At 71.4% G+C, this 25,667-nt stretch carries 19 protein-coding genes; 9 read left to right on the top strand and 10 right to left on the bottom strand.

From position 1 onward, the window contains the following. Positions 1 to 74: 74 nt before the first annotated feature. The 3 genes from K5L01_RS01050 to K5L01_RS01060 form a co-directional block, all read right to left on the bottom strand. Complete coding sequence (locus K5L01_RS01050) at positions 75 to 3,248, bottom strand: TonB-dependent receptor (RefSeq protein ID WP_250061138.1); 3,174 nt, start codon at positions 3,246 to 3,248, stop codon at positions 75 to 77. A 212-nt stretch (positions 3,249 to 3,460) separates the two neighbouring features. Continuing rightward, positions 3,461 to 4,324 carry a FecR family protein gene (locus K5L01_RS01055; RefSeq protein WP_250061140.1) on the bottom strand — a complete coding sequence of 288 codons (864 nt, stop codon included), beginning with the start codon at positions 4,322 to 4,324 and terminating at the stop codon, positions 3,461 to 3,463. Next, positions 4,321 to 4,944, bottom strand: coding sequence for an RNA polymerase sigma factor (locus tag K5L01_RS01060; protein WP_250061141.1), 624 nt, complete (start codon positions 4,942 to 4,944; stop codon positions 4,321 to 4,323). The genes K5L01_RS01055 and K5L01_RS01060 overlap by 4 nt, the downstream gene beginning before the upstream one ends. Before the next feature lie 221 nt (positions 4,945 to 5,165). Here K5L01_RS01060 and nagZ point away from each other — a divergent pair, with 221 nt between their 5' ends. From nagZ to K5L01_RS01090, 6 genes are all read left to right on the top strand, one after another. Then, complete coding sequence (gene nagZ, locus K5L01_RS01065) at positions 5,166 to 6,173, top strand: beta-N-acetylhexosaminidase (RefSeq protein WP_250061142.1); 1,008 nt, start codon at positions 5,166 to 5,168, stop codon at positions 6,171 to 6,173. After that, on the top strand, positions 6,173 to 6,724 hold the full coding sequence (locus K5L01_RS01070) for a hypoxanthine-guanine phosphoribosyltransferase (protein ID WP_250061143.1): 552 nt from the start codon (positions 6,173 to 6,175) through the stop codon (positions 6,722 to 6,724). Before nagZ ends, K5L01_RS01070 begins: the two co-directional genes overlap by 1 nt. A gap of 168 nt (positions 6,725 to 6,892) precedes the next feature. Continuing rightward, positions 6,893 to 7,639: an S-methyl-5'-thioinosine phosphorylase gene (locus tag K5L01_RS01075; protein WP_250061144.1), complete on the top strand. Its 747-nt coding sequence runs from the start codon at positions 6,893 to 6,895 to the stop codon at positions 7,637 to 7,639. 90 nt (positions 7,640 to 7,729) lie between these two features. Continuing rightward, positions 7,730 to 7,936 carry a transcription antiterminator/RNA stability regulator CspE gene (gene cspE, locus K5L01_RS01080; RefSeq protein ID WP_003488188.1) on the top strand — a complete coding sequence of 69 codons (207 nt, stop codon included), beginning with the start codon at positions 7,730 to 7,732 and terminating at the stop codon, positions 7,934 to 7,936. Between the two features lie 80 nt (positions 7,937 to 8,016). Continuing rightward, positions 8,017 to 9,246, top strand: a complete 1,230-nt coding sequence (locus tag K5L01_RS01085) for an FAD-dependent oxidoreductase (RefSeq protein ID WP_250061145.1) — start codon at positions 8,017 to 8,019, stop codon at positions 9,244 to 9,246. 71 nt (positions 9,247 to 9,317) lie between these two features. Further along, on the top strand, positions 9,318 to 10,967 hold the full coding sequence (locus K5L01_RS01090) for an acyl-CoA dehydrogenase family protein (RefSeq protein ID WP_250061146.1): 1,650 nt from the start codon (positions 9,318 to 9,320) through the stop codon (positions 10,965 to 10,967). Positions 10,968 to 11,030: 63 nt separating this feature from the next. Here K5L01_RS01090 and K5L01_RS01095 read toward each other — a convergent pair whose 3' ends face one another. The 3 genes from K5L01_RS01095 to K5L01_RS01105 form a co-directional block, all read right to left on the bottom strand. Beyond that, complete coding sequence (locus K5L01_RS01095; protein ID WP_250061148.1) at positions 11,031 to 11,393, bottom strand: hypothetical protein; 363 nt, start codon at positions 11,391 to 11,393, stop codon at positions 11,031 to 11,033. Between the two features lie 201 nt (positions 11,394 to 11,594). Continuing rightward, positions 11,595 to 11,936, bottom strand: coding sequence for a hypothetical protein (locus K5L01_RS01100; protein ID WP_250061150.1), 342 nt, complete (start codon positions 11,934 to 11,936; stop codon positions 11,595 to 11,597). Positions 11,937 to 12,058: 122 nt separating this feature from the next. Beyond that, complete coding sequence (locus K5L01_RS01105) at positions 12,059 to 13,234, bottom strand: thiolase family protein (RefSeq protein WP_250061152.1); 1,176 nt, start codon at positions 13,232 to 13,234, stop codon at positions 12,059 to 12,061. Positions 13,235 to 13,407: 173 nt separating this feature from the next. On the opposite strand from K5L01_RS01105, the gene K5L01_RS01110 reads away from it, so the two are divergent. Next, complete coding sequence (locus K5L01_RS01110) at positions 13,408 to 16,251, top strand: S8 family serine peptidase (protein WP_250061154.1); 2,844 nt, start codon at positions 13,408 to 13,410, stop codon at positions 16,249 to 16,251. Positions 16,252 to 16,311: 60 nt separating this feature from the next. Here the strand turns inward: K5L01_RS01110 and K5L01_RS01115 are convergent, their stop codons facing one another. Further along, entirely contained in the window at positions 16,312 to 17,409 is a 1,098-nt protein-coding gene (locus tag K5L01_RS01115; RefSeq protein WP_250061157.1) for a Glu/Leu/Phe/Val dehydrogenase dimerization domain-containing protein, read from the bottom strand. Positions 17,410 to 18,126: 717 nt separating this feature from the next. Here K5L01_RS01115 and K5L01_RS01120 point away from each other — a divergent pair. Both K5L01_RS01120 and K5L01_RS01125 read left to right on the top strand, forming a co-directional pair. After that, positions 18,127 to 19,125 carry a S66 peptidase family protein gene (locus K5L01_RS01120; protein WP_250063395.1) on the top strand — a complete coding sequence of 333 codons (999 nt, stop codon included), beginning with the start codon at positions 18,127 to 18,129 and terminating at the stop codon, positions 19,123 to 19,125. Between the two features lie 248 nt (positions 19,126 to 19,373). Next, positions 19,374 to 20,726, top strand: coding sequence for a metal-dependent hydrolase family protein (locus tag K5L01_RS01125; protein WP_250061159.1), 1,353 nt, complete (start codon positions 19,374 to 19,376; stop codon positions 20,724 to 20,726). A 34-nt stretch (positions 20,727 to 20,760) separates the two neighbouring features. On the opposite strand, the gene K5L01_RS01130 is transcribed toward K5L01_RS01125, so the two are convergent. The 3 genes from K5L01_RS01130 to K5L01_RS01140 are packed head-to-tail and all read right to left on the bottom strand — an operon-like array spanning position 20,761 to position 25,519. Further along, positions 20,761 to 22,179, bottom strand: coding sequence for an efflux transporter outer membrane subunit (locus tag K5L01_RS01130; RefSeq protein WP_250061161.1), 1,419 nt, complete (start codon positions 22,177 to 22,179; stop codon positions 20,761 to 20,763). Positions 22,180 to 22,187: 8 nt separating this feature from the next. Continuing rightward, positions 22,188 to 24,140: a MacB family efflux pump subunit gene (locus K5L01_RS01135; protein ID WP_250061163.1), complete on the bottom strand. Its 1,953-nt coding sequence runs from the start codon at positions 24,138 to 24,140 to the stop codon at positions 22,188 to 22,190. Beyond that, complete coding sequence (locus tag K5L01_RS01140; protein WP_425603848.1) at positions 24,137 to 25,519, bottom strand: efflux RND transporter periplasmic adaptor subunit; 1,383 nt, start codon at positions 25,517 to 25,519, stop codon at positions 24,137 to 24,139. The genes K5L01_RS01135 and K5L01_RS01140 overlap by 4 nt, the downstream gene beginning before the upstream one ends. Between the last annotated feature and the right edge of the window lie 148 nt (positions 25,520 to 25,667).

Consider the following 25,667-nt stretch of genomic DNA (forward strand, 5'->3'; position numbering starts at 1 on the left):
GGAGGCGCGGGGAGCGCCGCCCCCGGGCATGGAGCCCCGGGGCGCGGCGTCCGGCATGCCGGAGGCGGGACGGCTCAGAACGTGAAGGTGTAGTTGAGGCTGTAGTACCGGCCCAGCAGGTCGTACACGCTGCTGTTGGCGTAGATGCCCGGCTCGCCGAAGCCCATCTGCGGCGGCTTGGTGTCCAGCAGGTTGTTCACGCTCAGGTTGAACACATGGCGGCCGACGCCGTAGCGTCCGGAGAGGTCGTAGTACGTGCGTGACGGCACGTTGTTGTTGTCGTACTGCTCCTTGGACGTCGCATTGACGTTGCCCTTGCCATGGCCCCAGTAGCGGCTGTTCAGGGCCACGCCGAAGCGGCCGACGTCATAGGTGGTGGTCAGGCTGGCACGCAGGTTCGGGCTCGAATAGGCGCCGTCGACGAGCTGGTCGCCGGCCGGGACGCCGGGCGTGGTCTCCAGCACCTGCTTGATCAGGTAGGTGCCGGCCAGCTTCAGGCCAAGCCGGCCGGGGCCGGCATCGACGCTCCAGTTGGCGCCCAGGTCCACGCCGCGGGCATGCATGCGCGCGATGTTGGCCGTCTGCGCGTTCACCGCGACGCCGGCGCCCAGCGGCAGGGCGATGCCGACGGTCGGATTGACGTTCTGCGCGTCGTGGTTGCGGGTCACCGATGCGCAGTACGGGTTGTCGATGCTCGGCAGGTCGACGCACAGGTTCATGATCTGCAGGTAGCTGAGCGTGTAGATCACGTCGTCGATGTCGATGTTCCAGTAGTCCACCGTCAGGTCGAAGTTCCTGCGCGGGCGCCACACGAAGCCGATGGTCGTGCTGTCGGACACCTCCGGGCGCAGGTCCGGGTTGCCGCCGGACGTCGTGACCGGGCCCAGCTTGGGATCCACGAACGGCGCCGGCACGCCGGAGGCGGCGCAGTTGGCCGCCCGGGTCGGCGAGGCGTGGTAGTTGCCGACCATGCAGGGGTCGGCGATCGACCCCTGGCGGGTTTCGCTGATCGGCTCGTACAGCTCGCCGAAATTGGGGGTGCGCACGCTGCGCGACTTCACGCCGCGGATGGCCAGCCCTTCGAGGGGCTCCCACACCACGCCGTACTTCCACGCCTGGGTGCTGCCGACCGTGCTGTAGTCCGAGTAGCGGTAAGCCGCCTCCACGTCCAGGCGCCTGGCGAAGGCCCGGTCGGCCAGCAGCGGCGCCATCGTCTCGACGTAGGCCTCTCTCACGCTGGTGGTGACGTCCAGCTGCGAACGCAGGGCGATGCCGCCGCCATAGGCCAGTTCCCCGGCCACCGCCAGCGGGTCGTCGCGGTTGACCAGCGTGTCCCTGCGGTACTCGAGGCCGGCGGCGAACTGCAGGTTGCCGGCGGGCAGCTGGAACGCCGAGCCGCTGATCCCCGCGCCGGCCAGCTGCTGGGTGGTCTCGCGGAACTCGTGGCGGTCGCCCATCACGTAGTCGACCAGCGCCTTGCTCGCCGGTGCGGTGCTGAAGATGTTCAGCGGCACGCAGCCCTCGGCGCGGGCGGCCTCGCTGCGGCACACGGGCTGGCCATCGACCGAGATGACGTCGCGGGCGGCCAGCCAATGCGACTTCCACGGCAGGTTGCCGTCGACGACGCGGTCGGTCACCTTGCCGTACTGGTAGAACGCGTTCCACCCCAGGTAGTCGCCGAGGTCGCCGGAGACGTCCGTGCCGAGGGTGAAGCTGCGGCGGTGGTGATCCATGGTCATCACCGGGAAATTGCCGTAGGTGCGGTCGATGCTCAGGCTGGTCAGGCCGTGCTGCTCCATGACCGCGCGGATCGCGTCGGGCAGGAACGGGTTGTCCAGGTAGGCCTTGGCGCCGCCGGGCGCGGTGCCCTGGCTGGAGAAGAACGTGGTGCGGGTATCGTCGCGCCACGGGTAGTAGTTGCCGGCGTAGTCCGTCTTGGCGTAGTCGAACCAGCCGCTCCAGGTGAGGTTCTCGTTGAAGTCGAACTCGGCCCGGCCCATCACCGAGGCGTTCGTGTTGCCGCCGCGCAGCTGGTAGTGGTCGGTCAGGTTGCGGCCGTCGCCGCCATTGCCGGTGGCGAACTGGGCGATGCCGCTGGAGTAGTAGACATCGTGGTACATGGGGCGCACGGTGCCGCCGCTTTCGAGCATGTAGCGGGTGTTGATCGCCTGCCCGTTGACCGTTCCCAGCCAGAAGTTCGGCTCATAGGCGTAATAGTGCTGCCGGTAGTTGTAGAGGGTGAGGTTGTCGTGGATGCCGTCGTCCACGCCGGTGTTGTCCGGGTTGGCCAGGTTGAACGGCTGCCATGTCCACGGGTAGCGGTCGTACATGTACAACGGATCGGTCCGCGTCCAGGTGCCGCCCAGCGAGACCCGGCCGCGGCCGTCGGCGAACTTGAAGCCGCTGGACAGCGACACCATCCGCTGGCCGGCATCGCCCTGCTCGGACATGCCGCCGGTGACGGACAGGGTGGTCTCCTCGATGTCCTTGCGGGTGATGATGTTCACCGCGCCGGTGACGGCATCGGCGCCGTACACGGCGGCGGCACCGCCGGTGACGATCTCCACGCGGTCGATCATGCCCAGCGGGATGGTGCCGATGTCCACCGCCGAGGAGCGCGCCGAGGCCGAGACGCGGCGTTTGCCGTCGATCAGCGTCAGCGAGCGGTTGGTGCCCAGGTTGCGCAGGTTGAGGAACGAGGCGCCGGCATCCCAGCCGGTCACGCTGCTGGAGAGGCTGTTGCCGATGCCCATCGCGGGGTTCTGCTGCAGCACGCTGTACAGGTCGTTGTTGCCGAAGCGCAGGGCCTCGTCCATGCGGACGACGCTGATCGGCATCGGTTGCTCGAGTTCCGGGCGTGCGATGCGCGAGCCGGTGACGACCATCCGGTCCAGCGTCTGCGGGGCGTCGCCGGTGCGCGCAGCGTCCTGCCCGTCCGGGTCGACAGCCAGCACCGCGACGTTGCCGTCGAAGGAGCGCACCGACAGTCCGGTGCCCTGGACCAGTTCGTTCAGGGCCAGGCGGGTGTCGAGCGCCCCGTGCACCGGGTTGACCGTGCGGCCCAGCGCATCGGAGCTGGAGATGATCGCCTGGATGCCGGCCTGCTCGGCGAACTGGCGCACCCCGCTGGCGGCGGGTTGCGTCGGCACGTCGAAGGCCGGGCCCTGCGCGAAGGCCGCGGGCGCGGCCTGCAGGGCCAGCACCGTCGCGGCGATGCTGGCGGCCAGGGGGGAGAGGATGAAACGCATGGTGGTACTCCTGCAGGGTGATGAGGATCACCAGCAGGACGTCGCACGGCGCGTTTTCCTTCCATTCATGCGATGAATCTTTTGTTGCAGTGCCCGGCCGCCGGGCCTTGGCGCCGGGCGGCAGCCCGGCAGGAGCGTCGTGGAGTGCGGGTCCGCGCGTGCACCACCGCCGGCCGCGCCTCAGGGGCCTTCCCGGCCCCCTGCGCCGCTGGTCACCGTGCCTGGAGGACGAGCATGCCGTCGTGCTTGACGACCTTTCCGCCCGCCACCGCGGCGGCGGCCTGGGCGAACTGCTCCGGATCGTCGGCATGGAACAGGCCGACGATGCCCACCTGGCCGATCGCCGGATCGGCGATCACGATCTGTGTCCGGTTGATGCGGTTGAAACGGGCGACTGCCTCGCTGATGGACGCGTTGTCCAGCGATATCTGCGCCCGCCCGGGTCCCGGCGACACCGGGCCGCCGGGACCCGGCTCCAGCGTCAACCGTCCGCCGGCCCGCAGCAGCACCGCCTGGTCGCGTTCGTTGCCGGCCCACACCAGCACGCTGCCCTCGTCGACCTCGACCGTGCCGCCGGCTGGGCCCTCGCGGGTGACCGAGTACACCGTGCCGGTCGCCTGGGCGGATACCTGGCCGGCATTCACCACGAAGGGGCGCGTCCGGTCCTTGGCCACATGGAAGGTCGCCCGGCCACTGAGCAGGGTCACCCGGCGCGCCTGGCCGTCCAGCGCCACGTGGATGCGGGCGTCGTCCTGCAGCATGACCCGCGAGCCGTCCTGCAGGGTCAGCTGGCGCTGCGCCGGCCCGGCGCCCTGGTGCGGCAGCAGGAACAGGAGCAGGCCCAGGGTCGCGACCAGGGCGAGCGCGGCGGCCAGCGCGGCGTGCCGGGCGCGCCGGCCGCGCACCTGCGCGGGGGCGGCCCCGTACTCGGCGTCGTTGCCGGATATGGCCGCAGGGGCGCTGCGCACGGCCGTCTCCAGCGCCAGCAGCGCGGCCTGGGCGCGCAGGTAGGCGCCACGGTTGAGCCTGCTTTCCGCGAGCCACGCCGCCAGTCCGGCGCGGTCCGTCCCGGTCATCGCCCCGTGCGCCGCCCGCGCCGCCCATCGAGCGGCCTGTCCATCTCTGCGATTTTTCCCGTGCTCGGCGTCCAAGCTGGAGTACCTTCCTGCGCTGTCTGCGGGTCCTGCTCGATCGCCTTCAGCAGGCTGCGCAAGCCACGCACGATATGGTTTTCGACGACGTTCTCAGTGACGCCCAGGCGCCGCGCGGTCTCGGCCTGCGACAGGCCGTGCACGCGCCGCAGCTCGATGACCTGCCGGCAGGTCAAGGATAGCCGTGACAGCGTCGCCTCGACCCGCAGCAGCGTCTGGCCGGCCTCGGCCGCCCGGTCCGGCGGCGGGGCATCATCCATGACGTTCAACCAGTCGTTTTCCGTCAACGGCCTGATGTTCGCCGTGCGGGTGCCGCGGACCATGTCGATGGCCACCGCGCGGACCGTCGTGAAGAAATAGGCCCGCCCGTTCTGGATATGGTCCACCGATGCGAGCTCGGACAGGCGGCAATACGCTTCCTGGATCACGTCGTCGATATCGACCGATCCGCCCCAGTGGCGGACCAGCCACCCGCGGACCATCGGTTCGTGGGGGAGGATCTCGCGGGTAACCCACGCCGCGATGCTTTGGGAATGGGCATCCATGGAGTAGCAGGCCTGGTAAAGGGCCGCCGGGGCGGCAGGGAGGGGCGCCCGGTGCCGGTTTCCGGGCCCTGGGACCGCCGCAGGGTTCCATGCGCAGGTGATGATCCGGTTACAGTCCCTGGACGGTCGGGCCGGGGTGGCCGTCCGGCCGGCACCGCGGCGTCTGACGCGGCCGCCGCCATCTGCGACAATGCGCGGCTCGGCTGTATGGGAATCCGCACATGCTTCTGATCGGCGTCGCCGGCACTGAACTGACCTCCCGCGAACGCGACTGGCTGCAGCATGACGCCGTGGCCGGGGTGGTGCTGTTCGCGCGCAATTTCGCCTCGCGCGAGCAGGTGGTCGAGCTGACCGCGGCGATCCGGGGCGCCACCGCGCGCCCGCTGCTGATCGCGGTGGACCAGGAAGGCGGGCGGGTGCAGCGCTTCCGCGAGGGCTACAGCGCGCTGCCGCCGCTGGAAGGTTTCGGTGCGCTGTACGCGCGCGATCCGGAGGCCGCGCTGGCGCTGGCCGGCGAGCATGCCTGGCTGATGGCCAGCGAGATCCGCGCCAGCGGCCTGGACCTGAGCTTCGCCCCGGTCGTGGACCTGGGGCGCGGCAACCTGGCGATCGGCGACCGGGCCTTCGCCGGGCAGCCGGAGGTGGTCGCGGCGCTGGCCGGCGCCTATGTGCGCGGCATGCACGCCGCGGGCATGGCCGCCACGCTCAAGCACTTCCCGGGGCACGGCACGGTGCGCGAGGACACCCACGTGGACACCGCCATCGATCCGCGCCCGCTGCACGTGCTCGAGGCGCAGGATCTGCTACCGTTCCGGGCCGGCATCGCCGCGGGCGCCGATGCGGTGATGATGGCCCACGTGGTCTACCCGCAGGTCGCGCCGGAACCGGCCGGCTACGCACCGCGCTGGATCGAGCAGATCCTGCGCCGGGAGATGGGCTTCCGTGGCGTGGTGTTCTCCGACGATATCGGCATGGCGGCGTCGTTCGCCGCCGGTGGCGTCAAGGCCCGGGTCGATGCCCACCTGGATGCCGGTTGCGACGTGGTGCTGGTCTGCCACCCGGAGCTGGTCGAAGAATCGCTGCAGGCCGTCGCCGGCCGCAGCCTCAACACCGCCGCGCTGCTGGGGCTGATCGCCCACGGCGCGATGGGCTGGGGGGGGCTGCTGGCCGATGCCCGCCACGGCGACACCCAACACCGTCTGCTGGAAACTCTCGGAAGAACCGCCTGATGTCCAAACTCACTCTCGAACAAGCCGTGGCCCAGGCCGACCTGCTGGTCGACCGCCCCACCATCGACCGCGCCATCGCCGGCATCGCCGATGCCATCGCACGCGACTACGCGGGCGAAGTGCCGGTGTTCCTGTCGATCATGAACGGCGCGCTGCCGTTTGCCGGCCAGCTGGCGCTGGAACTGGGCGCGCGCGGCCAGGACGCGCAGTTCGACTACATGCAGGCCTCGCGCTACCACGGCGAGACCGGCGGCGAGCTGGTATGGAAGCACCGCCCGGTGTCGGCGCTGTTCGGGCGCCGGGTGCTGCTGGTGGACGACATCCTCGACGAGGGCTTCACCCTGCAGGGCGTGCGCGACTGGTGCCTGGAGCAGGGCGCCACGGATGTGCGGATCGCGGTGTTGACGGTCAAGCAGCACGACCGCTGCCTGGCCGGCGTCAAGGCCGACTATGCCGGCATCGAGCTGCCGGACCGCTTCGTGTTCGGGTTCGGCATGGACGTGGGCGAATCGCTGCGTTCGCTGCCGGCCATCTATGCGATGAAGCAGTAAGGGTTCGGCCGGCCGTCGGCCGGCACGCACCGTCGCTTCGCGCTGCCGTCCCTGGGGTGCGTTGCAAACCACGGGCCCCGCGTCCCGCCCGCCACACCCCGCGCCTCCGGTCACGATCTGCTGGGGCCGGGAGGTGGCTTGCTTGCGAAAACAGATCAGGAAACAACGATGGACGATATCGAACTGGCCGTGATCGGCGGCACCGGTGTCTACGCACTGGCCACGCTGGACGACATCCAGACCCATGATGTCCAGACCCGCTACGGGGCGCCCTCCGGGCCGGTCCGCGTCGGCCGGCTGCAGGGGCGGCGCGTGGCCTTCCTGGCCCGCCACGGCGAAGGCCATTCGATCCCGCCGCACAAGATCAACTACCGTGCCAACCTGGCCGCGCTGGCGGAGCTGGGCGCGGGCCGGGTGCTGGCACTGAACACCGTCGGCGGTATCACCGGGCCGTTCGGCCCGCGGGTGCTGGCCTGCCCGGACCAGTTGATCGACTACACCTGGGGGCGGATCTCGACGCTGTGCGAGGACGCCGGCAGCGACGTGCTGCATGTGGATTTCGGCCAGCCGTACACGCCGTCCTTCCGCGCCCGGGTGCTGGCCGCCGCGCGCGCGCGCGGCGTGGCGGTGCACGATGGCGGCTGCTACGGCGCCACCCAGGGGCCGCGCCTGGAGACGGCCGCGGAGATCGCGCGGATGCGCCGCGACGGCTGCGACCTGGTCGGCATGACCGGCATGCCCGAAGCCGGCCTGGCGCGGGAACTGGGCCTGGACTACGCCTGCCTGGCGATCGTCGCCAACTGGGCGGCCGGCTGCGGCGATGATGCCGAGATCACCATGGACGAGGTGCTGGGCAACGTCGCGGCGGCGTCGGCGGGTTTGCCGGATCTGGTGGCAGCTTTGGCCCTGGGGTGATTGTCATCGCGGCTCAAGGTTTGCATACTCCGCCAGTACGCCTCATTCAGCGTGCATCAATCCATTCATCGAACAAGGTCACGCATCACCATGCCGAACGGTACCGTCAAGTGGTTCAACGACGCCAAGGGATTTGGCTTCATCTCACCGGAGGACGGCAGCGCCGACGTCTTCGCGCACTTCTCCGCGATCAACTCCAAGGGGTTCCGCAGCCTTCAGGAAGGCCAGCGCGTCAGCTATGACGTGACGCAGGGTCCCAAGGGCGCGCAGGCTTCCAATATCACGCCGGTCGAGTGATCCCGCTCGGCTGTGCCGGAAGAGCCCCGCTTCGGCGGGGTTCTTTTTTTTGCGGCGCCGGTCCGCGCAGAGGGTGAGTGATGAACGCGACATTGGACGTGGCCATCGTCGGCTACGGCACCGCCGGGCAGGCGCTGGCGGTGCTGCTGACACGCGACGGCCACCGGGTGCAGGTGTTCGAGCAGGCGGCCCGTCCCGGCCCGGTGGGCGCGGGATTCCTGCTGCAGCCCAGCGGCCTGCAGGCGCTGTGGCAGATGGACCTGCTGCCGCAGGTGCTCGCGCATGGCGCGCGGGTGCACCGGCTGTACGGCGAGACGCCTTGTGGACGGGCGGTCATGGACATGCGCTATGCCGGACTGGACCGGCGGCTGTACGGCGTGGGCATGCAGCGTGGCGCGCTGTTCTCGGTGCTGGACGCGGCCTGGCAGCCGCAGGGAGCGCTGCAGGCCGACTGCCGGATCACCGGCATCGACGACGGTCTGCGGCGGGTGCGCGACCAGCAGGGACGATGGCATGGGCCGTTCGACCTGGTCATCGCCACCGACGGCGCGGCGTCGGCCCTGCGTGCGCAGGTGCGTGGCACCCGGCTCGACCGGCCCTATCCCTGGGGGGCACTGTGGTGCCTGCTGCCGGCGGACGACTGGGCGTTCGCCGATGAGCTGCGCCAGCGCTATGTCGCCGCGCGCAAGATGATCGGCCTGTTGCCGGTGGGAACGCGGCCGGGCGACGCCACGCCGCGGCTGAGCTTTTTCTGGAGCCTGCCGCGCGACGGCTTCCCGGCCTGGGAGCAGGCCGGGCTGGAGCCATGGCTGGACGAGGTGGCGCAGCTGTGGCCGGAGGCGCGCGCACGCCTGCAGGGCATCGTCGAGCACGGCCAGCTGGCGCGCGCCAGCTACCGCGACGCCGTGATGGACCGCTGGTACCGCGGCCGGCTGGTGCTGGCCGGCGATGCCGCGCACTCGATGAGCCCGCAGCTGGGGCAGGGTGTCAACATGGCGGTGCTCGACGCCATCGCGCTGCGCGATGCACTGCGCACCGGCGCGAACATCGACGGCGCACTGGCGCAGTACCAGGCGGCGCGCCAGGCGCATGTGCGCCTGTACCAGTTCTGGAGCCGCTGGCTGACCCCGGTGTTCCAGTCCGACCGCGACTGGGTCGCACGGGCGCGCGACCTGCTGTTCAAGCCGATGGGCCGGATGCCGGGCGGCCGCGGGCACATGCTGCGCGTGCTCAGCGGCACCCAGCAGGGCGTGTTCGGGCAGATGCGGTTGGCGGAGGCGTTCGTGGAGGCGCTGCACGGCGGGGACTGACGCGGCGCCGTCGTGGGGCGTCCACCGCACTGCGGCACAATGCAGGTGCCGCCGTCACTGGAAGCCGCCCCATGACCGATGCGATCGTGCCGCCGTTCGAGACCCACCGGGTCGATAACCAGCCGCCGCCGTTTCCGACGTGCAACCTGTGGCGCGACGACCGCGTCCTGCGCGAGGCGGTGGCGCGCGAGGGCGGCGCGGCGCATGCGCCGGCGCTGGACGCCTACGGGGCGCTGGCCGGCGGCGAGCTGTACCGGCTGGGCTTCGAGGCCAACCGGCAGCGCCCGCAGCTGCGCACCCACGATGCGCAGGGCCATCGCATCGATACCGTGGACTTCCATCCCGCCTGGCACCGGCTGCTGGAGGTGGCCAAGGCGCACGGGGTGGCCGGACTGTCGTGGCGGCACACCGGGCCGGGGGCGCAGGTGGCACGCGCGGCGTTGAGCTTCCTGCACCACCAGGCCGAGGCCGGCAGCAGCTGCCCGCTGACCATGACCCATGCCGCGGTGCCGGTGCTGCGGCGCGAACCGGCGTTGGCCGAGTGGGCGGCCAAGGCCGCCGCACCACACTACGATCCGCGTGACGTGCCGGTTGCCGACAAGCCCGGCCTGCTGCTGGGCATGGGCATGACCGAAAAGCAGGGCGGGTCGGACGTGCGCAGCAACACCACCCGGGCGACGCCGCTGGCGGCCGACGGCGAATACCGCCTGGTCGGGCACAAGTGGTTCCTTTCCGCGCCGATGGCCGACGGCTGGCTGGTGCTGGCGCAGGCGCCGGGCGGCCTGGGCTGCTTCCTGCTGCCGCGGCGCCTGCCGGACGGGTCGCGCAACGCATTCCGGCTGCTGCGCCTGAAGGACAAGCTCGGCGACTGGGCCAACGCGTCCAGCGAGGTCGAGTTCTGCGGCGCCTGGGCCCGCCGCATCGGCGAGGAAGGGCGCGGGGTGGCGACCATCATCGAGATGGTGATGCTGACCCGGCTGGACTGCATGCTCGCCGCGGCCGCGGAGATGCGCATGGCGCTGGCCCAGGCCCTGCACCATGTGCGCCACCGCGCGGCGTTCGGCCGGCGTCTGGTGGAACAGCCGCTGATGGCCAACGTGCTGGCCGACCTGGCGCTGGAATCGGAGGCGTCCACCGCGCTGGCGCTGCGCGTGGCCGGTGCGGTGGAGGCGGCGTCCGCGGATGCCGGGCAGGCGGCCTTCGCGCGCCTGGCCACCGCGGTCGGCAAGTTCTGGGTGTGCCGGCGTGCGGTGGCTGCGGTCAACGAGGCGCAGGAATGCCTGGGCGGTGCCGGCTACATCGAGGAGTCGATGCTGCCGCGGCTGTACCGGCAGGCACCGCTCAACTCGATCTGGGAAGGCAGCGGCAACGTGCAGTGCCTGGACGTGCTGCGCACGCTGTCGCGGGAACCGCTGGCGCGACAGGCGCTGCTGGGCGAGCTGGAGCCGGCGCGGGGAGCCGAGCCCGCCTACGACGCCGCGCTCGGGGGACTGCTGCGGGAGCTGGACGGCGCCTCGCCCCCCGGCGAGGCCGATGCGCGCCGCATCACCGCGAGCCTGGCGCAGTTGCTGCAGGCGGCGATGCTGCTGCGTGCCGGCAGTCCGGCCGCCCCGGCGTTCATTGCCGCCCGGCTCGGAGCGCGGTTGCCGCCGGCCTACGGCATGCTCGCTCCCGGGGTGCCGTTCGGGGCGTTGCTGGAGCGGGCGCTTCCGGAGGACTGACGGCGGCGGTGCGGCCCGGCCCCTTCCCGCGGCAACGGGAAGGGGCACGTGCATCAGCGCTTATCAGCGCTTGGCCTCGTCGGCCTTCTCGCGGGCCTTCTCGGCGGTGTCATGGGCATGGTCGGCCATCTTCTGCGCCGCATCGGCGGTGGCGGCACTGGCGTTCGCGGCGGCCTCGCGGGCCTTGACGGAGGCGTCGCCGGCGGCCGCGGCGGTCGCATCGGCGGCGCGGTCCAGGGCGCGCTCGGAGCGCGCGGCGGCGTCGCGGGTGGCGTCGGCGGCGCGGTCGGCCGCATCGCGCGCGGCGTCGCGGGCGTGGTCGGCGGCCGCCTCCGCGTCGCGCTTGGCCTGTTCGGTGTTGGGATTGTTGCAGGCGGCCACGGTCAGCATCAGGCCACTGGCCAACAGGGGGATGAGGAACTTCATGGTGCTCTCCTGGAAATATGCCGGATGGCACAACCAGCGTAAGAGCGCCGGGATGCAGGTCGCGTCAACACCGGTACGCCGGTGGACGGCACGGCCACGGCCGGCGCCGCGCACGCCCGGGCACGACGGACGCTTCCCGCGGGCATGAAAAAAGCCGCTGGCGAACCAGCGGCTTTCCGACTCGCGTCGAAGCAGAAGTGATTACTTCTTGGCTTCTTCGGCAGCGTCCTTGGCCTTGTCGGCCACGTCTTCGGCAGCCTTGGCGGCATCGGCAGCAGCGTCGGCGGCAGCGTCGGTGGCGGCACCGGCGGCGTCGGCAGCGGCTTCGCCCGCAGCGTCGGCGGCGGTGGCGGCGGTGTCGGCGGCAGCCTGGGCAGCGTCGGCGGTCTCGGCACCGGCGGCAACGGCCTGGTCGGCGGCGGCCTGGGCGTCGGTGGCGGCTTCATTGGCAGCGGCGGCGGCGTCCTGGGCAGCTTCCTGCTTCGAGCAGGCGGCCAGAGCCAAGCCAAGAACCATGGCGATCAGCAGCTTGTTGATGCTCATTGTGTGAATCCTCGTCGTTAGATTAGGCAACGCGCCATTGCGCGCCGCAAACATGATGACAAGCCCATTTCGACTGTCAAGCGATCGCGCATTCATATTTGAAAAAAAGGCATTAAACCCTTTTAGATCAATTCGATGGCAATGGCCGTCGCTTCGCCGCCACCAATGCACAAAGACGCGATGCCACGCTTCAGGCCGCGCTTGCGCAGGGCATTGGCCAGTGTGACCACCAGCCGTGCGCCCGATGCGCCGATCGGATGGCCCAGTGCGCAGGCGCCTCCGTTGACGTTCACCTTGGCGGGGTCGATGCCCAGTTCGCGGATCGGCGCCATCGCCACCACGGCGAACGCTTCGTTGATCTCGAACAGGTCCACGTCGGCGATCTGCCAGCCGGCCTTGTCGAGCACGCTGCGGATCGCGCCGATCGGTGCGGTGGTGAACCATTCCGGTTCCTGCGCGAAGGTCGCATGGGCGACGATGCGGGCCAGCGGCTGCACGCCGCGGCGCGCGGCATCGTCGGCGGACAGCAGCACCACGGCGGCGGCACCGTCGGAGATGCTGGAGGAGCTGGCCGCGGTGACGCTGCCGTCCTTCTTGAACGCCGGCCGCAGGGTCGGGATCTTGGCGATGTCCGAGCGGCCCGGCTGTTCGTCCTGGTCGAAGCGGGCTTCGCCCTTGCGGGTGGCGACCGTGACCGCGGCGATCTCGCCTTCGAAGCCGCCGTCGGCCTGCGCGGCCTGGGCGCGGCGCACCGACTCGATCGCATAGGCATCCTGCTCCTCGCGGGTGAAGCCGAACCGGGTCACGGTGGCCTCGGCGAACACGCCCATGGCCTGGCCGTCGTACGGATTGGTCAGGCCGTCCCAGGCCATGTGGTCCACGGCCTGGAAGTTGCCGTAGCGGTTGCCGGTGCGCGAATTGGGGAGCAGGTGCGGCGCATTGGACATGGACTCCATGCCGCCGGCGACGACGATGCCGGCCGAGCCGGCCTTGATCAGGTCGTGGCCGAGCATGATCGCCTTCATGCCTGAGCCGCAGACCTTGTTGAGCGTGGTGCAGCCCACCCGCGGCGGCAGACCGGCACCCAGCGCCGCCTGGCGCGCCGGCGCCTGGCCGAGGTTGGCCGGCAGCACGCAGCCCATGATGACTTCGGAGACATCGTCCGCGGCGATGCCGGACTGCGCCATGGCCGCGCGGATCGCGGTGGCGCCGAGGGTCGGGGTGGGGACGCCGTTGAACTGGCCGAGGAAAGAGCCGATGGCAGTGCGCTTGGCGGCGGCGATGACGATGTCGGACATGTGCGGTCTCGGTTGTATCTTGCGGATTATCGAAAGCCGGATACCGCATGCCCAGTGGACCAACGGCACATACCGGCAGACGGGGGGATGTTGTTGCAGTATAGAAGGTCGGCGCGTCGCCGCTGCGGCGGCGGCCATCGGGCGCGGTGAGGGCACAACCGGAGGGCAGGGGCATGGGGACGAAGGCGCGACGCAACGCAGGAGCCGTGGCGCTGCTGGTGCTGCTGGTGCTGCTGGCGGGATGTGGCGGTGGCGGTGGCAGCAAGTCCACGCCCCCGCCGCCTGCACCGTCGCCGCCTCCGGCGCCACCCCCCGCCCCGCCACCGGCGCAGCCGGCCATCGATGCCCACCTGGCCCTGACCCATGCCGCCGCGGCTCATGCCCGGGGGCTGACCGGCGCCGGCAGCCGCATCGGCATCGTCGATTCGGGCGTGATGCGCCGGCACCCGGCGCTGGCCGGGCGTGTGCCGGTCAGCTATTTCTACCTGGACCCGGCGCAGAACGACGCCGGGGTGGACGACGTCGTCGGTCATGGCACGGCGGTGGCCGAGCTGGCGGCGGGCGCGGCGGTCGGCGCCTGGCCCGGGGGGATCGCGCCGGGCGCGGAAATCGTCTCGGCGCGGATCATCGCCGACAAGCGCCCCACCGACGATGGCTCGGGGCAGGGCAACGAGGTGCAGGGAGCCTTGGGCTTCGCGCCGATCCATGACGACCTGGTCCGCGCCGGCGTACGCATCATGAACAACTCGTGGGGCGGGCTGTACTGGACCCGGCCCGACGCGACCGCGCCGATCGCCGCCGAGTACCGGCCGTTCATCCGCGACCACGGCGGGTTGGTGGTCTTCGCCACCGGCAACGAATCGCGCGCCGATCCGTCGGACATGGCCGCGCTGCCCAGCCAGCCGGGACCCGGCGGCACGCGCCCGGCCGCCGACCTGGCGCGCGGCTGGCTGGCGGTGGCGGCCCTGGACACCGCCGTGCCCACGCAGCTGGCCGACTACTCCAACGCCTGTGGCGTGGCCAAGGACTACTGCCTGGTGGCGCCGGGCACAGCGGCCTTCATCAGCCACGACAGCACCGCCGGCAACCTGGACTACGTGTACAACAGCGGCACCTCGTTTGCCGCGCCGCTGGTGTCCGGCGCCGCGGCGCTGGTGTGGCAGGCATTTCCCTACTTCGACAACGATCTGGTGCGGCAGACCCTGCTGGGCACGGCCACCGACCTGGGCGCCCCGGGCCCGGATGCGGTGTTCGGCTACGGGCTGCTGAATGTCGGCAAGGCCGTGAGGGGGCCGGCGCGGTTCGACTGGGGCGACGTGGTGGTGAATGTCGACCGGACCGGGCTCGACTCGGTATGGAGCAACGCGATCGGCGGCCGGGGCGGGCTGGTGAAACGGGGGGTGGGCGCGCTCAGCCTGTCCGGCGCCAATACCTATGCCGGCGCCACCCGCATCGAACAGGGAACCCTGGCACTGCGTGGCGGCGGCTCGATCCGCTCCGCGGTCACGATCACGGCACAGGCCGATCCGCTGGCGGCCGCGCTGCAGTTCATGGATGGCGACCCGCGTATCGTGGGCGACCTGGACAACGGCGGCAGCGTGATCCTGCCGGGCGGCGGCAGCAGCGGCACCGTCGCGGGCGACTACCTCCAGCGCGCCGGCGCGCGGTTGCTGATCGCGCTGGGGGCGAAGGCCTTGCAGGTCGAGGGCACCGCCACGCTCGGCGGAGGCGTGCTGATCAACGGCATGGTCGGCGGCTATGTGCCGCAGGACGGCAAGCGCCAGGACCTGGTGCATGCCGACGGCGGGGTGAGCGGCGCGTTCACGGACCCGGTGGAAGTGACCCGGGACGCCGGCGTGGCGCTGCTGGACGCGCAGTACGACTATGACGCCCACACGGCCTGGCTGCGGCTGGAGCGGGTCGAGGCGGTACAGGCGGCCGCGGCCGGTGGCGCCCGCGCGCTGGCGGTGGCGCGGCAGGTGGACCGGGCATTCGAGCTGCTCGATGGCGATGCGCAGCTGCAGGGCAGCACCTTCGCGGCGGCGGCCGCCGCACTGCAGCGGGGCGGCGGCGGCTTCGACGGACTGGGCCGCCGTCTGGAAAGCCTGTCCGGCCGGGCGCATGCCACGGCGGCGGCGATGACCTTCGACAGCATCGACCTGCACCGTCGCGCGCTGTCCGCGCAGTTCGCCGAGCGTGCCGCCGGTCCGCCGCCGTCCGGCAGCTGGATGCGCGCGCTGGGCGGCGGTGGACAAGGCGGCTACCTGGGGGGCGACTACCGGGTGGGCGGCTGGATGCTGGGCCATGAAAGGGGCCTCGGCCGCACCGGTGTGCTCGGCATCGCCTTCGGGGAAGCCCATGCCAGCCTGTTCGCCGCGGACTGGCAGGACCGCGGTCGCGACCGCCAGACACAGTCGCAGCTGTACGCGGGCGGGCGGTTCGGCCGGTTCCATGTGCTGGGGCAGGCCGGGGTCGGCCACTATCAGCGCGAGATCGACCGCGGGCTGCTGCTGGGCGATATGCGTACCGGTACGCAGGCGCGCTACAGCGGCCGTTTCCTGGCGGGCAGCGTGGAGGGCGGCTACCGCCTCGGCCAGGACCGGGCGTCGCTCACGCCGTATCTGGGCGCCGACTACGGGCGCATCGACAGCGCGGGGTTCCGCGAGCAGGGCGGCGACGGGTTCGGGCTGCGTGCCGGTGGCTGGAGCAGCCGCCGCCTGCAGGGGCTGGCGGGCCTGCGTGGCCAGTACCGGTGGCGGACCGTCGCCTTCAACGGCTATGCGGAGTGGCAGCGGGCGCTGTCCGGCCAGGGCGGGGTGCTGGAGGCCGGCTTCGTGGGCGTGGATGCCTGGGCGCCGCTGGCCGGCCTGCAGCCGGCCGGGTCGGGCGGGTTGTTCGGGGTGTCGGCGCAGGCCGGGCTGCCGGGCGGTGCGCGGCTGGCGCTGGGCTACGACCAGCGCATCGGCCCGCGCGCCGGCCAGCGCCAGGTCTCGCTGCAGCTTTCCCGGGCGTTCTGAGGCGGCCGCGAAGCGGATGCGATGGCGAGGAGCCGGCCAGCGCGCGCCGTGGCGGCCGGGCTACTCGCCGCGCAGCCGGCTCATGCGCGGCGCGGTGCGGCCCAGCGGCAGCTTCAACTTGCCGATCGATGCGATGCGGGTCTCGGCGATGCGGTCGGCCGCGCGCTGCGGGGAGATGCCGTCGCGCTCGGACAGGTCGAAGATCCTGCCGAGGTTGTGGTAGATGCTGCGGATCAGGCGCATGGCGCGCTCGCGGTTGTAGCCGTCGATCTCCAGCGAGACATTCATCACGCCCCCGGCGTTGACCGCGTAGTCCGGCGCCCAGAGGATGCCGCGCTGGTGCAGGGCATCGCCGACCTCGTGGCTGGCCAGCTGGTTGTTGGCGGTGCCGCAGACGATCTTCACCTTGAGCCGTTCCAGCGTGTCCAGGCCGATCCCTCCCTCCATCGCGCAGGGCGCGAGCACGTCGGCGGCGACGTCGTAGATGGCGTCGGGCTTGACCGCTTCGCAGCCGTAGTCCTCGACCGCGCGCTGCAGCAGCACCGGGTCCAGGTCGGTCACGTACAACTTGGCGCCCCGTTCGCGCAGCAGCTTCACCAGCTCCATGCCGATATGGCCCAGGCCCTGCACGGCGATGCTGACCTTGCCCACTTCCTCATGGCCGAACCGGCGGTTGACCGAGGCCATCAGCGCCTGCAGCGCTCCGTAGGCGGTGAACGGCGCCGGGTCGCCGGAGCCGCCGTGGACCTGGTGCACGCCGGTGACCGAGCCGGTCTCCAGGTAGATCTGCTCCATGTCGTTGACGTCGGTGCCGACGTCCTCGGCGGTGATGTAGCGGCCGCCCAGGGCATCGACGCAGCGGCCGAAGGCGCGGAACAGCACTTCGCTCTTGTCGGTGCGCGGGTCGCCGATGATCACCGCCTTGCCACCGCCGATGTTCAGGCCTGCCAGGGCGTTCTTGTAGGTCATGGTGCGGCTCAGGCGCAGCACGTCGCGCAGGGCGTCGTCGCTGTTGCCGTAGGGGCGCATGCGCACCCCCCCGAGGGCGGGGCCGAGGACGGTGCTGTGCAGGGCGATGATCGCCTTCAGGCCGGCGTCGGGGTTGTGGCAGAACACGACCTGTTCGTGGCCGGAAGTGGCAAGGGTTTCGAAAAGCATGGAAGCTCCGATGGGCGTTGCTGCGACAACGTCCTTGATCCTGCAGGCAACGGGCGGGCCAGAAAACAAAAATGCGACATCGTCCATGGGGTGACGGGGTCGCGTGGCGGCATTCTACTGCATCGGGCCGCGGCCCGGCCTTCACCTGGCGCGCAGGGCACGGCGGTCCTGTCACGCCGCGCTGCAACCGGACCTGCGGCGGTGCCGGACCCGCCATCGGGTCCGTTGGAAGCTGGGGGCTGCCTGGCCATGACTTCTCCCGCCGCCGCCTTCCCGCGCCCCGCCAAGGAAGGTCATCCGTTGCGTGTCGTCACCGCCGCCAGCCTGTTCGATGGCCACGACGCAGTGATCAACATCCTGCGCCGGCTGATCCAGGTACAGGGCGCCACAACCGCGCGGTGGAGGACGGGGCGCGCGGTGCGCTGCGCGCCGCGCGCAAGCAGTGGAAGCGCCACCGCGATGGGCCATGACAGAACGTGCGGAATCCATGCCGTGCGGTTATGGATGCAGTGCGATGCCATCATCGCGAAATGTATCCAATGCCTTGCATCACGCGCTTTCCCCATGCGCGATGCCGGCTTTCCCTGCCATCGGACCGTACTGTCGGGCGGACGAAGCGATTGCTACTCTCGAACGGACGTTTCCCCTACAGGTGATGGCATGGACAGACGGCGGTTCATTGGCGGTACGGCGTTGGCGGGAGCCTTGTTGCCCCTGGTGGGCGTGGGCGCCGCGCAGGCGGCGTCGCCGCGTACGGGTGCTGGACGGCTGCTCGCGGCCGGGCTCCGGAAGGGCGATACCGTGGGGCTGGTCAGCCCGTCGGCGGCCAGCAGCGAGGAGCTCAGCCTGCAACTGGCGCAGGAAGCCATGGAGGCGTTCGGGCTGAAGGTGAAGACCGGGGCGCACTACGGCGCCCGCTACGGGCACCTGGCGGGCACCGATGCCGAGCGCGCCGGCGACCTGAACGCGATGTTCGCCGACCGCGAGGTCAAGGCCATCGTCTGCGTGCGTGGCGGCTCCGGCGCGGCGCGCCTGCTGCCGCTGCTGGACTATGCCGCCATCCGCGCCAACCCGAAGATCCTGCTGGGCTATTCGGACATCACCGCGCTGCACTGCGCGATCCAGGCCCGCACCGGGCTGGTGACCTTCCACGGGCAGGTCGGCTCGGGCAGCTGGAACGCTTTCAACGCCGACCAGTTCGAGCGCCTGTTCTTCGGGCGCGAGCTGATGGACTACCGCAACCGCGTGGAGGCCGGGGACGAACTGGTGCCGCGCAAGAACCGCACCCGCACCATCACCGGCGGCAAGGTGCGCGGCGAGCTGGTGGGCGGCAACCTCACGGTGCTCACGGCGCTGGCCGGCTCGTCCTACCTGCCCGACTTCGCCGGCAAGATCCTGTTCCTGGAAGAGGTGTCCGAGGCGCCCTACCGGGTGGACCGCATGTTCAGCACCTTGAAGCTGATGGGGGCGCTGGACCAGATCGCCGGCTTCGTCTTCGGCGAATGCACCGACTGCAGCCCCGGCGATGGCTACGGCTCGCTGACCCTGGACCAGATCTTCGCGGACTTCATCGCGCCGCTGAAGATCCCGGCCTACCGCGGGGCGATGATCGGCCACATCCGCGAGCAGTTCATCGTGCCGATGGGCGGCCGCGTGGAGCTGGACGCCGACGCCGGCAGCTTCCGGCTGCTCGACCCGGTGCTCGCCGCCCCCTGAGGCGTGTCCAGGCGCCGTGCGGCAGGGACCGCGACGGCGCCATCGCGGTGCCGCCGCTGCCGGACGTCGGCCCGCCGAGGGGGCGTCCGGGGCAAGGCGCCGCGGAGCCGGCCCGGGGAGGGCGGCCCGGGGCACGGTTCCGTGCGCGGGCGCACGTTGTGTGGCGCTCTGCACCCGGGCCGGCGGGACGGGCTTCTATACTGGCGGCTGCGCCGGATCCGGCGCCGTCCCCTCCAGGAGATTCCGCCATGCCGCTTGCCCGCCTGATGCGTCCCTTGTCGTTGCTGTGGGCCCTGTGCCTGGCCGTTCCCGCGCTGGCGCAGGGCACCGCACCGGTGCCGGCGGATGCGGACCTGCTGTTCCGCGACGTGCGGGTGCTGGACACGGCGCACGGACGGCTGGGCGCGCGCACCGACGTGCTGGTGCGCGGCAACCGCATCGCGCGCATCGGCGCCGTCGCGGCCGATTCCGCGGGCGCCGCACGGGTCATCGAGGGCCGCGGCCGCACGCTGATGCCGGGGCTGATCGACGCGCACTGGCACAGCACCTTCACCGCGCTGTCGCAGGCGGACCTGGTGGCGTCGGCCGGCGCTCCGGACGCCCTGGCGGCCAAGGTGGCGGCCGAGTCCGAACAGACCCTGCTGCGCGGGTTCACCAGCGTGCGCGATGTCGGCGGCCCGGTCTTCGAGCTCAAGCGGGCGATCGACGCCGGTCAGGTGCGCGGGCCGCGCATCTGGCCCGCAGGCGCCACCATCAGCCAGACCGCCGGGCATGGCGACATGCGCCAGCCGCACGAGCGCTCGCGCCGGTTCTTCGGCAAGCCGGCGCTGGCCGAGGAAATGGGCGCCACCTTCATCGCCGACGGCCGCGACGAAGTGCTGACCGCGGTGCGCGAGAACCTGCGCATGGGCGCCAGCCAGATCAAGCTGATGGCCGGCGGCGGTACTTCCTCGGCCTACGATCCGGTGGATGTCACCCAGTACACCCTGGACGAGATGCGCGCGGCGGTCGAGGCGGCCGAGGACTGGGGGACCTACGTCACCGTGCACGCCTACACGGTGCGTGCGGTGCGCCGCGCCATCGAGGCCGGCGTGAAGTGCGTCGAGCACGGGCAGCTGCTGGACAGGGAGACCCTGGAGCTGATGGCCCGGCGCGGCGTGTGGCTGTCCAGCCAGACCCTGCGGCCCAGCACCGAGAGCATGGATCCGCTGCGCCGCGAAAAGCGCAAGCCGGTCCTGGAGGGTCAGGCGCGGATGTGGGCGATGGCCAAGCAGGCCGGGGTGCGGCTGGCCTGGGGCACCGATTTCCTGTTCGAGCCGGCGCTCAATGCCGAGCAGAACGCCTTCATCCTGGGCCTGCGCGAATGGTTCACGCCGGCCGAGATCCTGAAGATGGTCACCCACGACAATGCCGAACTGCTGGCGCTGTCGGGCCTGCGTAGTCCCTACAGCGGGCGCCTGGGCGTGGTCGAGGAGGGCGCGCTGGCCGACCTGCTGCTGGTCGAGGGCGACCCGCTGCAGGACCTGCAGGTGATCGCCGACCCGGCGCGCAACTTCGCGGTCATCGTCAAGGACGGCAAGGTCGTCAAGAACGCCGACTGAGGCTGCCGGCGGGCGCCATGTCCGGCGCCGCCGCTCAGCCGGCGGTGCCGCCGCCCAGCGCCTTGTACAGGGTCACGTCGTTGACCAGCTGGCTGCGCCGGGCCTGGGCCAGCGACAGCTCGGCGTTGCGCCGGGTCTGCTGCGCTTCCAGCCAGGTGCGCAGGTCGGTGGCACCGGCGCGGTAGCGGACCTCGTACAGGCGCGCGATCTCCACCGCCTCCTCGTAGGAGGCCTGGGCGGCGTCGGCCTGCTCGGCCAGCCGCGTGCGTGCGGACAGCGCGTTGTCCACCTCGGACAGCGCGGTGTACAGGGTCCGGCGGAAGTCGTTGGCGGCGATCTGGTAGGCCAGGTCCGCCGACGTGATGTTCAGCTGCATCTGCCGGAATTTCAGGAACGGCAGGCTCAGGCCGGCCCCCAGGGTCGCCACCGGATTGCTCAGGACCTGGCCCAGGCTGGTGCTGGCGCTGCCGACCGAGCCGGTCAGGCTCAGGCTCGGGTAGTAGCTGGTGGCGGTGACCTTGATCCCGGCCAGCGACTGGCGCAGGCGCAGCTCGGCCGCGCGCAGGTCGGGGCGGCGCGCCAGCAGGTCGGCCGGCAGCCCTTCGGCCACCTCCGGGCTGTGGGCGATGTCCAGGTTCTGCGGCTCGTCGTCCAGCGGCCAGGGCTGGCCGTCGAGCAGCACGGTCAGGGCATTGCGGGTTTCCACCCGCTGCTGCTCCAGCTGCGCCTGCGCGGCGCGCTGGCTCTCGATGTTCTGCTGTGCCTGGCGCACTTCCAGCCGCGACACCGCGCCGGCATTGAACTGCGACTGCACCAGGGTGGCGGTGCGTTCCAGCCGCTCCAGGTTGGCCTGGCCGGTGGCGATGGCCTGGTTGAGGTAGCCCAGCTGCCAGTACAGCTCGCAGCTCTGGCCGACCAGGCTGAGCGCGGTGTTCTGCAGGTCCTGAGCGGTGGCCTGCGCTTCCCAGCGGGCGATGTCGCGCTGGCCGCGCAGCTTGCCCCACAGGTCCAGCTCCCAGCCCAGCGACACGCTGGCGCTGTGGCTGCGCGACCAGTCGTCGCCGCTGTCGATGCGGCGGTTGCCGCTGGCGCTGGCCGAGCCGGAGGCCAGCGGCCACAGGTCGGCGCCGGCCAGCCCGGCCTGGGCGCCGGCGCGCGCCAGCCGCAGTCCGGCCGAGGCCATGTCGGTGTTGCGTTCCAGCACGCCGGCGACCAGGCGGTCCAGGCGCGGGTCGGCGAAGCCCTGCCACCACGCATCGTCGCGGACATCGCCCACGGGCGCGGTGGACGCACGTGGCACGGCCTGCACCGGCAGGTTGGCCACGGGGTCGCCGCGGCCGTAGCCGGCGGGCACCTGCAGGTCGGCGGCGGGGTCGGCACTGGGCAGGGTGGCGCAGCCGCCCAGCAGGGTGGCCAGCGCGCTGGAGAGCAGCAGGAAGCGGGGTGCGGTCATGGTCGTCTTCATTCGCGTGCCAGGGCCTCGACCGGGTCGAGCTGGGCGGCGTTGCGGGCCGGCAGGAAGCCGAACGCCACGCCGATCAGGGTCGAGCAAGCGAAGGCGGCGGCGATCGAGCCGGTGGAGAACAGCAGGGTGAAGCTGGCGCCGAAGCTCTTGAACGCCCAGCCGATGGCCAGCGCGAGGGCGATGCCGAGCAGGCCGCCGAGCAGGCATACCAGCACCGCCTCGATCAGGAACTGCTGGCGGATGTCGCTCTGGCGTGCGCCCACGGCCATGCGCACGCCGATCTCGCGGGTGCGCTCGGTGACCGAGACCAGCATGATGTTCATCACCCCGATGCCGCCGACCACCAGCGCGATGGCGGCGATGGCGCCGATCAGCAGGGTCATGGTCCGGGTGGTGGACTCGATGGTCTCGCGGATCTCGGCGGTGTTGCTGAGGAAGAAGTCCTCGGTGCCGTGGCGCAGGGTCAGCAGCCGGGTGATGGCGGCCTGCGCCGCATCCATCGGGGTGTCGTCGTGCACCCGCAGGGTGATGCTGCCCAGGTGGCTCTGCCCCAGCATGCGCGCCATCACCGTGGTGTAGGGCACCCAGACGTTGAGGCTGGTGCTGCCGCCGAAGCCCATCGACTGGCGCTTGGCCACGCCGATCACCCGTGCCGGCACGTTGCCCAGCAGGATCACCTGGCCGAGCGGCGCGCCGTCCGGGAACAGCTGGGTCGCGGTGTTCTCGTCGATCACCACCACCTGTGCCAGGTCCTTGACCTCGCCGGCCTCGAAGTAGCGCCCGGTCACCAGGCTCATGCCCTTGACCCGGAAGTACTGGTCGCCGACGCCGCTGACCTGGGCCGAGGCGGCCTGGTTGCCGACCCGCGCGGTGACCGAGCTGGACACGCTGGGGGTGGCGCTGTCGATGTAGCTCTGCGTCGCCAGCGCGTCGGCGTCGCTGCTCTTGAGCGTCTGCACCCGTGCCGAGCGCATGTCGCCGAAGCCGCGGCCGGGGTAGACGTCGATGGTGTTGGTGCCCAGCGCCGAGATGTTCTGCAGGATCTGCTGCTGGGAGCCGTTGCCCATCGCCACCACCGAGACCACCGAGGCGATGCCGATGATGATGCCGAGCATGGTCAGGAAGGTGCGCAGGCGGTGCGCGTTCATCGCCAGCAGGGCCATGCGGAAGGCCTCGACGAAACGGTCGCGCGCGGCCTGGAAGGCGCTGCCGCCGGTCTTCACCGGCGCCGGGCGCGGCGGCTTCTGCAATGCCGGCACCTTGTCGTTGCGGCGGTCGGCGATGATCTCGCCGTCGCGGATCTCGATGATCCGCTGGGCGTGCTCGGCCACGTGCATGTCGTGGGTGACGATGATGATGGTGTGGCCTTCGGCGTGCAGCTCGCCGAGGATCTTCATCACCTCCTCGCCGGAGGCGCTGTCCAGCGCGCCGGTGGGCTCGTCGGCGAGGATCACCTCGCCGCCGTTCATCAGCGCGCGCGCGATCGACACGCGCTGCTGCTGGCCGCCGGACAGCTGGCCGGGCTTGTGGCCCATGCGGTCGTCGAGGCCCAGCCGTTCCAGCAGCGCCTCGGCGCGGGCACGGCGCGCCTCCGACGGGGTGCCGGCGTAGATCGCCGGCACTTCCACATTGCCACGCGCGTCCAGGTCGCCGAGCAGGTGGTAGCGCTGGAAGATGAAGCCGAAGTGTTCGCGCCGCAGCTCGGCCAGCTCGTCGGGCTGCATGCGCCCGGTCGCGCGCCCGGCGACGGTGTAGGAGCCGACGGTGGGGCGGTCCAGGCAGCCGAGGATGTTCATCAGCGTCGACTTGCCCGAGCCGGACTGGCCGACGATGGCGACCATCTCGCCGGCGTGGATGTCCAGGTTGACGTCCTTGAGCACGGCGATGGTCTCCTCGCCGGCCGGGAATTCGCGGCGCAGGTCGCGCAGCTGCAGCAGCGGCGGGCTCATCGGCGCGGTCCGCCCATCATCATCGGGTTGCGGGTGGCGCCGCGGGCGCCGGCGCCCGCGCGCTGGGCGTCGGAAACCTCGCCGACCACGACCCGCTCGCCTTCCTCCAGGCCTTCCAGCACTTCGACGTTGGAGCCGTTGTTCAGGCCGACCGTGATGCGCCGCGGTTCCGGCTGGCCGTTGCTGCCGACCACGCGGACCAGGTAGCGGTTGCTGGCGGTGGCAGGGGCGGCAGCGGCTCCTGCGTCGGCCCCGGTCTCGGCATCGGCTCCGGGTGCGCGGCGCGTGCGCTCGCCGTCCTTGCCGCCGCGTGCCTGGGCGGTGCCGCGGCGGCCGCTGCCGGTGCCGGTGCCGTCCGCGTCCCCGGCCGGCAGCCGGGCGCCGAGCGCGACGGTCGGGATCAGCAGCGCATTGCGGGCCTCGGCCAGCATCACCGAGACCTGCGCGGTCATGTCGATGCGCAGGGTGCCGTCGGGATTCTCGACGTCGAACAGCGCGTTGTAGTACACCGCCGAACTGGAGCTGGACGAGGAGGTGCTGCTGCCGGTGCTGTCCGAGCTGATCGAGGCCGGGGCCGGATTGACCGTGCGCAGGGTGGCGCGGTACTTGCGGTCGGGCTGGCCGAGGATGGTGAAGTACACCGGCATGCCCGGGGTGATCTTGACCACGTCGGCCTCGGAGATCTCGGCGTTGACCGTCACCAGGTCCAGGCGCGCCAGCTTGACGATGGTCGGCGCGGACTGCATGGCGTTGACGGTGCGGCCTTCCTCGGCCACCACCGCCACCACGGTGCCGTCGATCGGTGCGGTGATGCGGGTGTAGCCGAGGTTGGCGCGGGCGGTGCCCAGCTCGGTCTCGCGCTGGCGGATCTGCGCGTCCAGGGCGCGGGTCTGCGCCTGGGCGGTGGCCAGCTTGGCCTCGGCGCTGTCGAAGTCCGCGCGCGAGGTCGCCTCTTCGGCCAGCATCTGCGTCTGCCGCTGGAAGGCCAGCTCGGCCTCGCGCAGGGTGGCCTGCTGCACCGCGCGCTGGGCGCGGATGTTCTCCAGCGCGGCCTCGGCGTTGAGCAGGCTGTTCTGCTGGGTGGTGGAGTCGATCTCGGCGATCAGGTCGCCCTCGGCCACCACGTCGCCCAGCTGCACCTTCAGCGACTTGATCTGGCCCGAGGCCTGGGCGCCGACGCTGACCAGCTTGTAGGCGTCGATCACGCCGGTGGCGTCCACGGTCTGTTCCAGGTCGCCGCGGACCACCGGCGAACTGGCCAGCGAGGGCGCGCCGGGCGTGCGCAGGCTCCAGGCGATGGCGCCGCCGGCCAGTGCGACGGCGAGGACGGCAAGCAGGAGGCGGTTGCGTCGGGAGGTGGGCAGGAACGGCTTCACGATGGGGTCTCGCACTCTGTGGCGGCCGCGGGTGCGGCGTCGGCGGACAGTGTGGCCGGTGGCGCCGGTGCGCTCAACGCACGGCGTGTGTCGGTATGTGTCGGCCGCGCGGGTGCGTGTAGCGGCCGGTATCGGGCGCCTGTTTCGATAC

Source organism: Stenotrophomonas mori (assembly GCF_023556335.1).
GTDB classification, from domain to species: Bacteria; Pseudomonadota; Gammaproteobacteria; order Xanthomonadales; family Xanthomonadaceae; genus Stenotrophomonas; species Stenotrophomonas mori.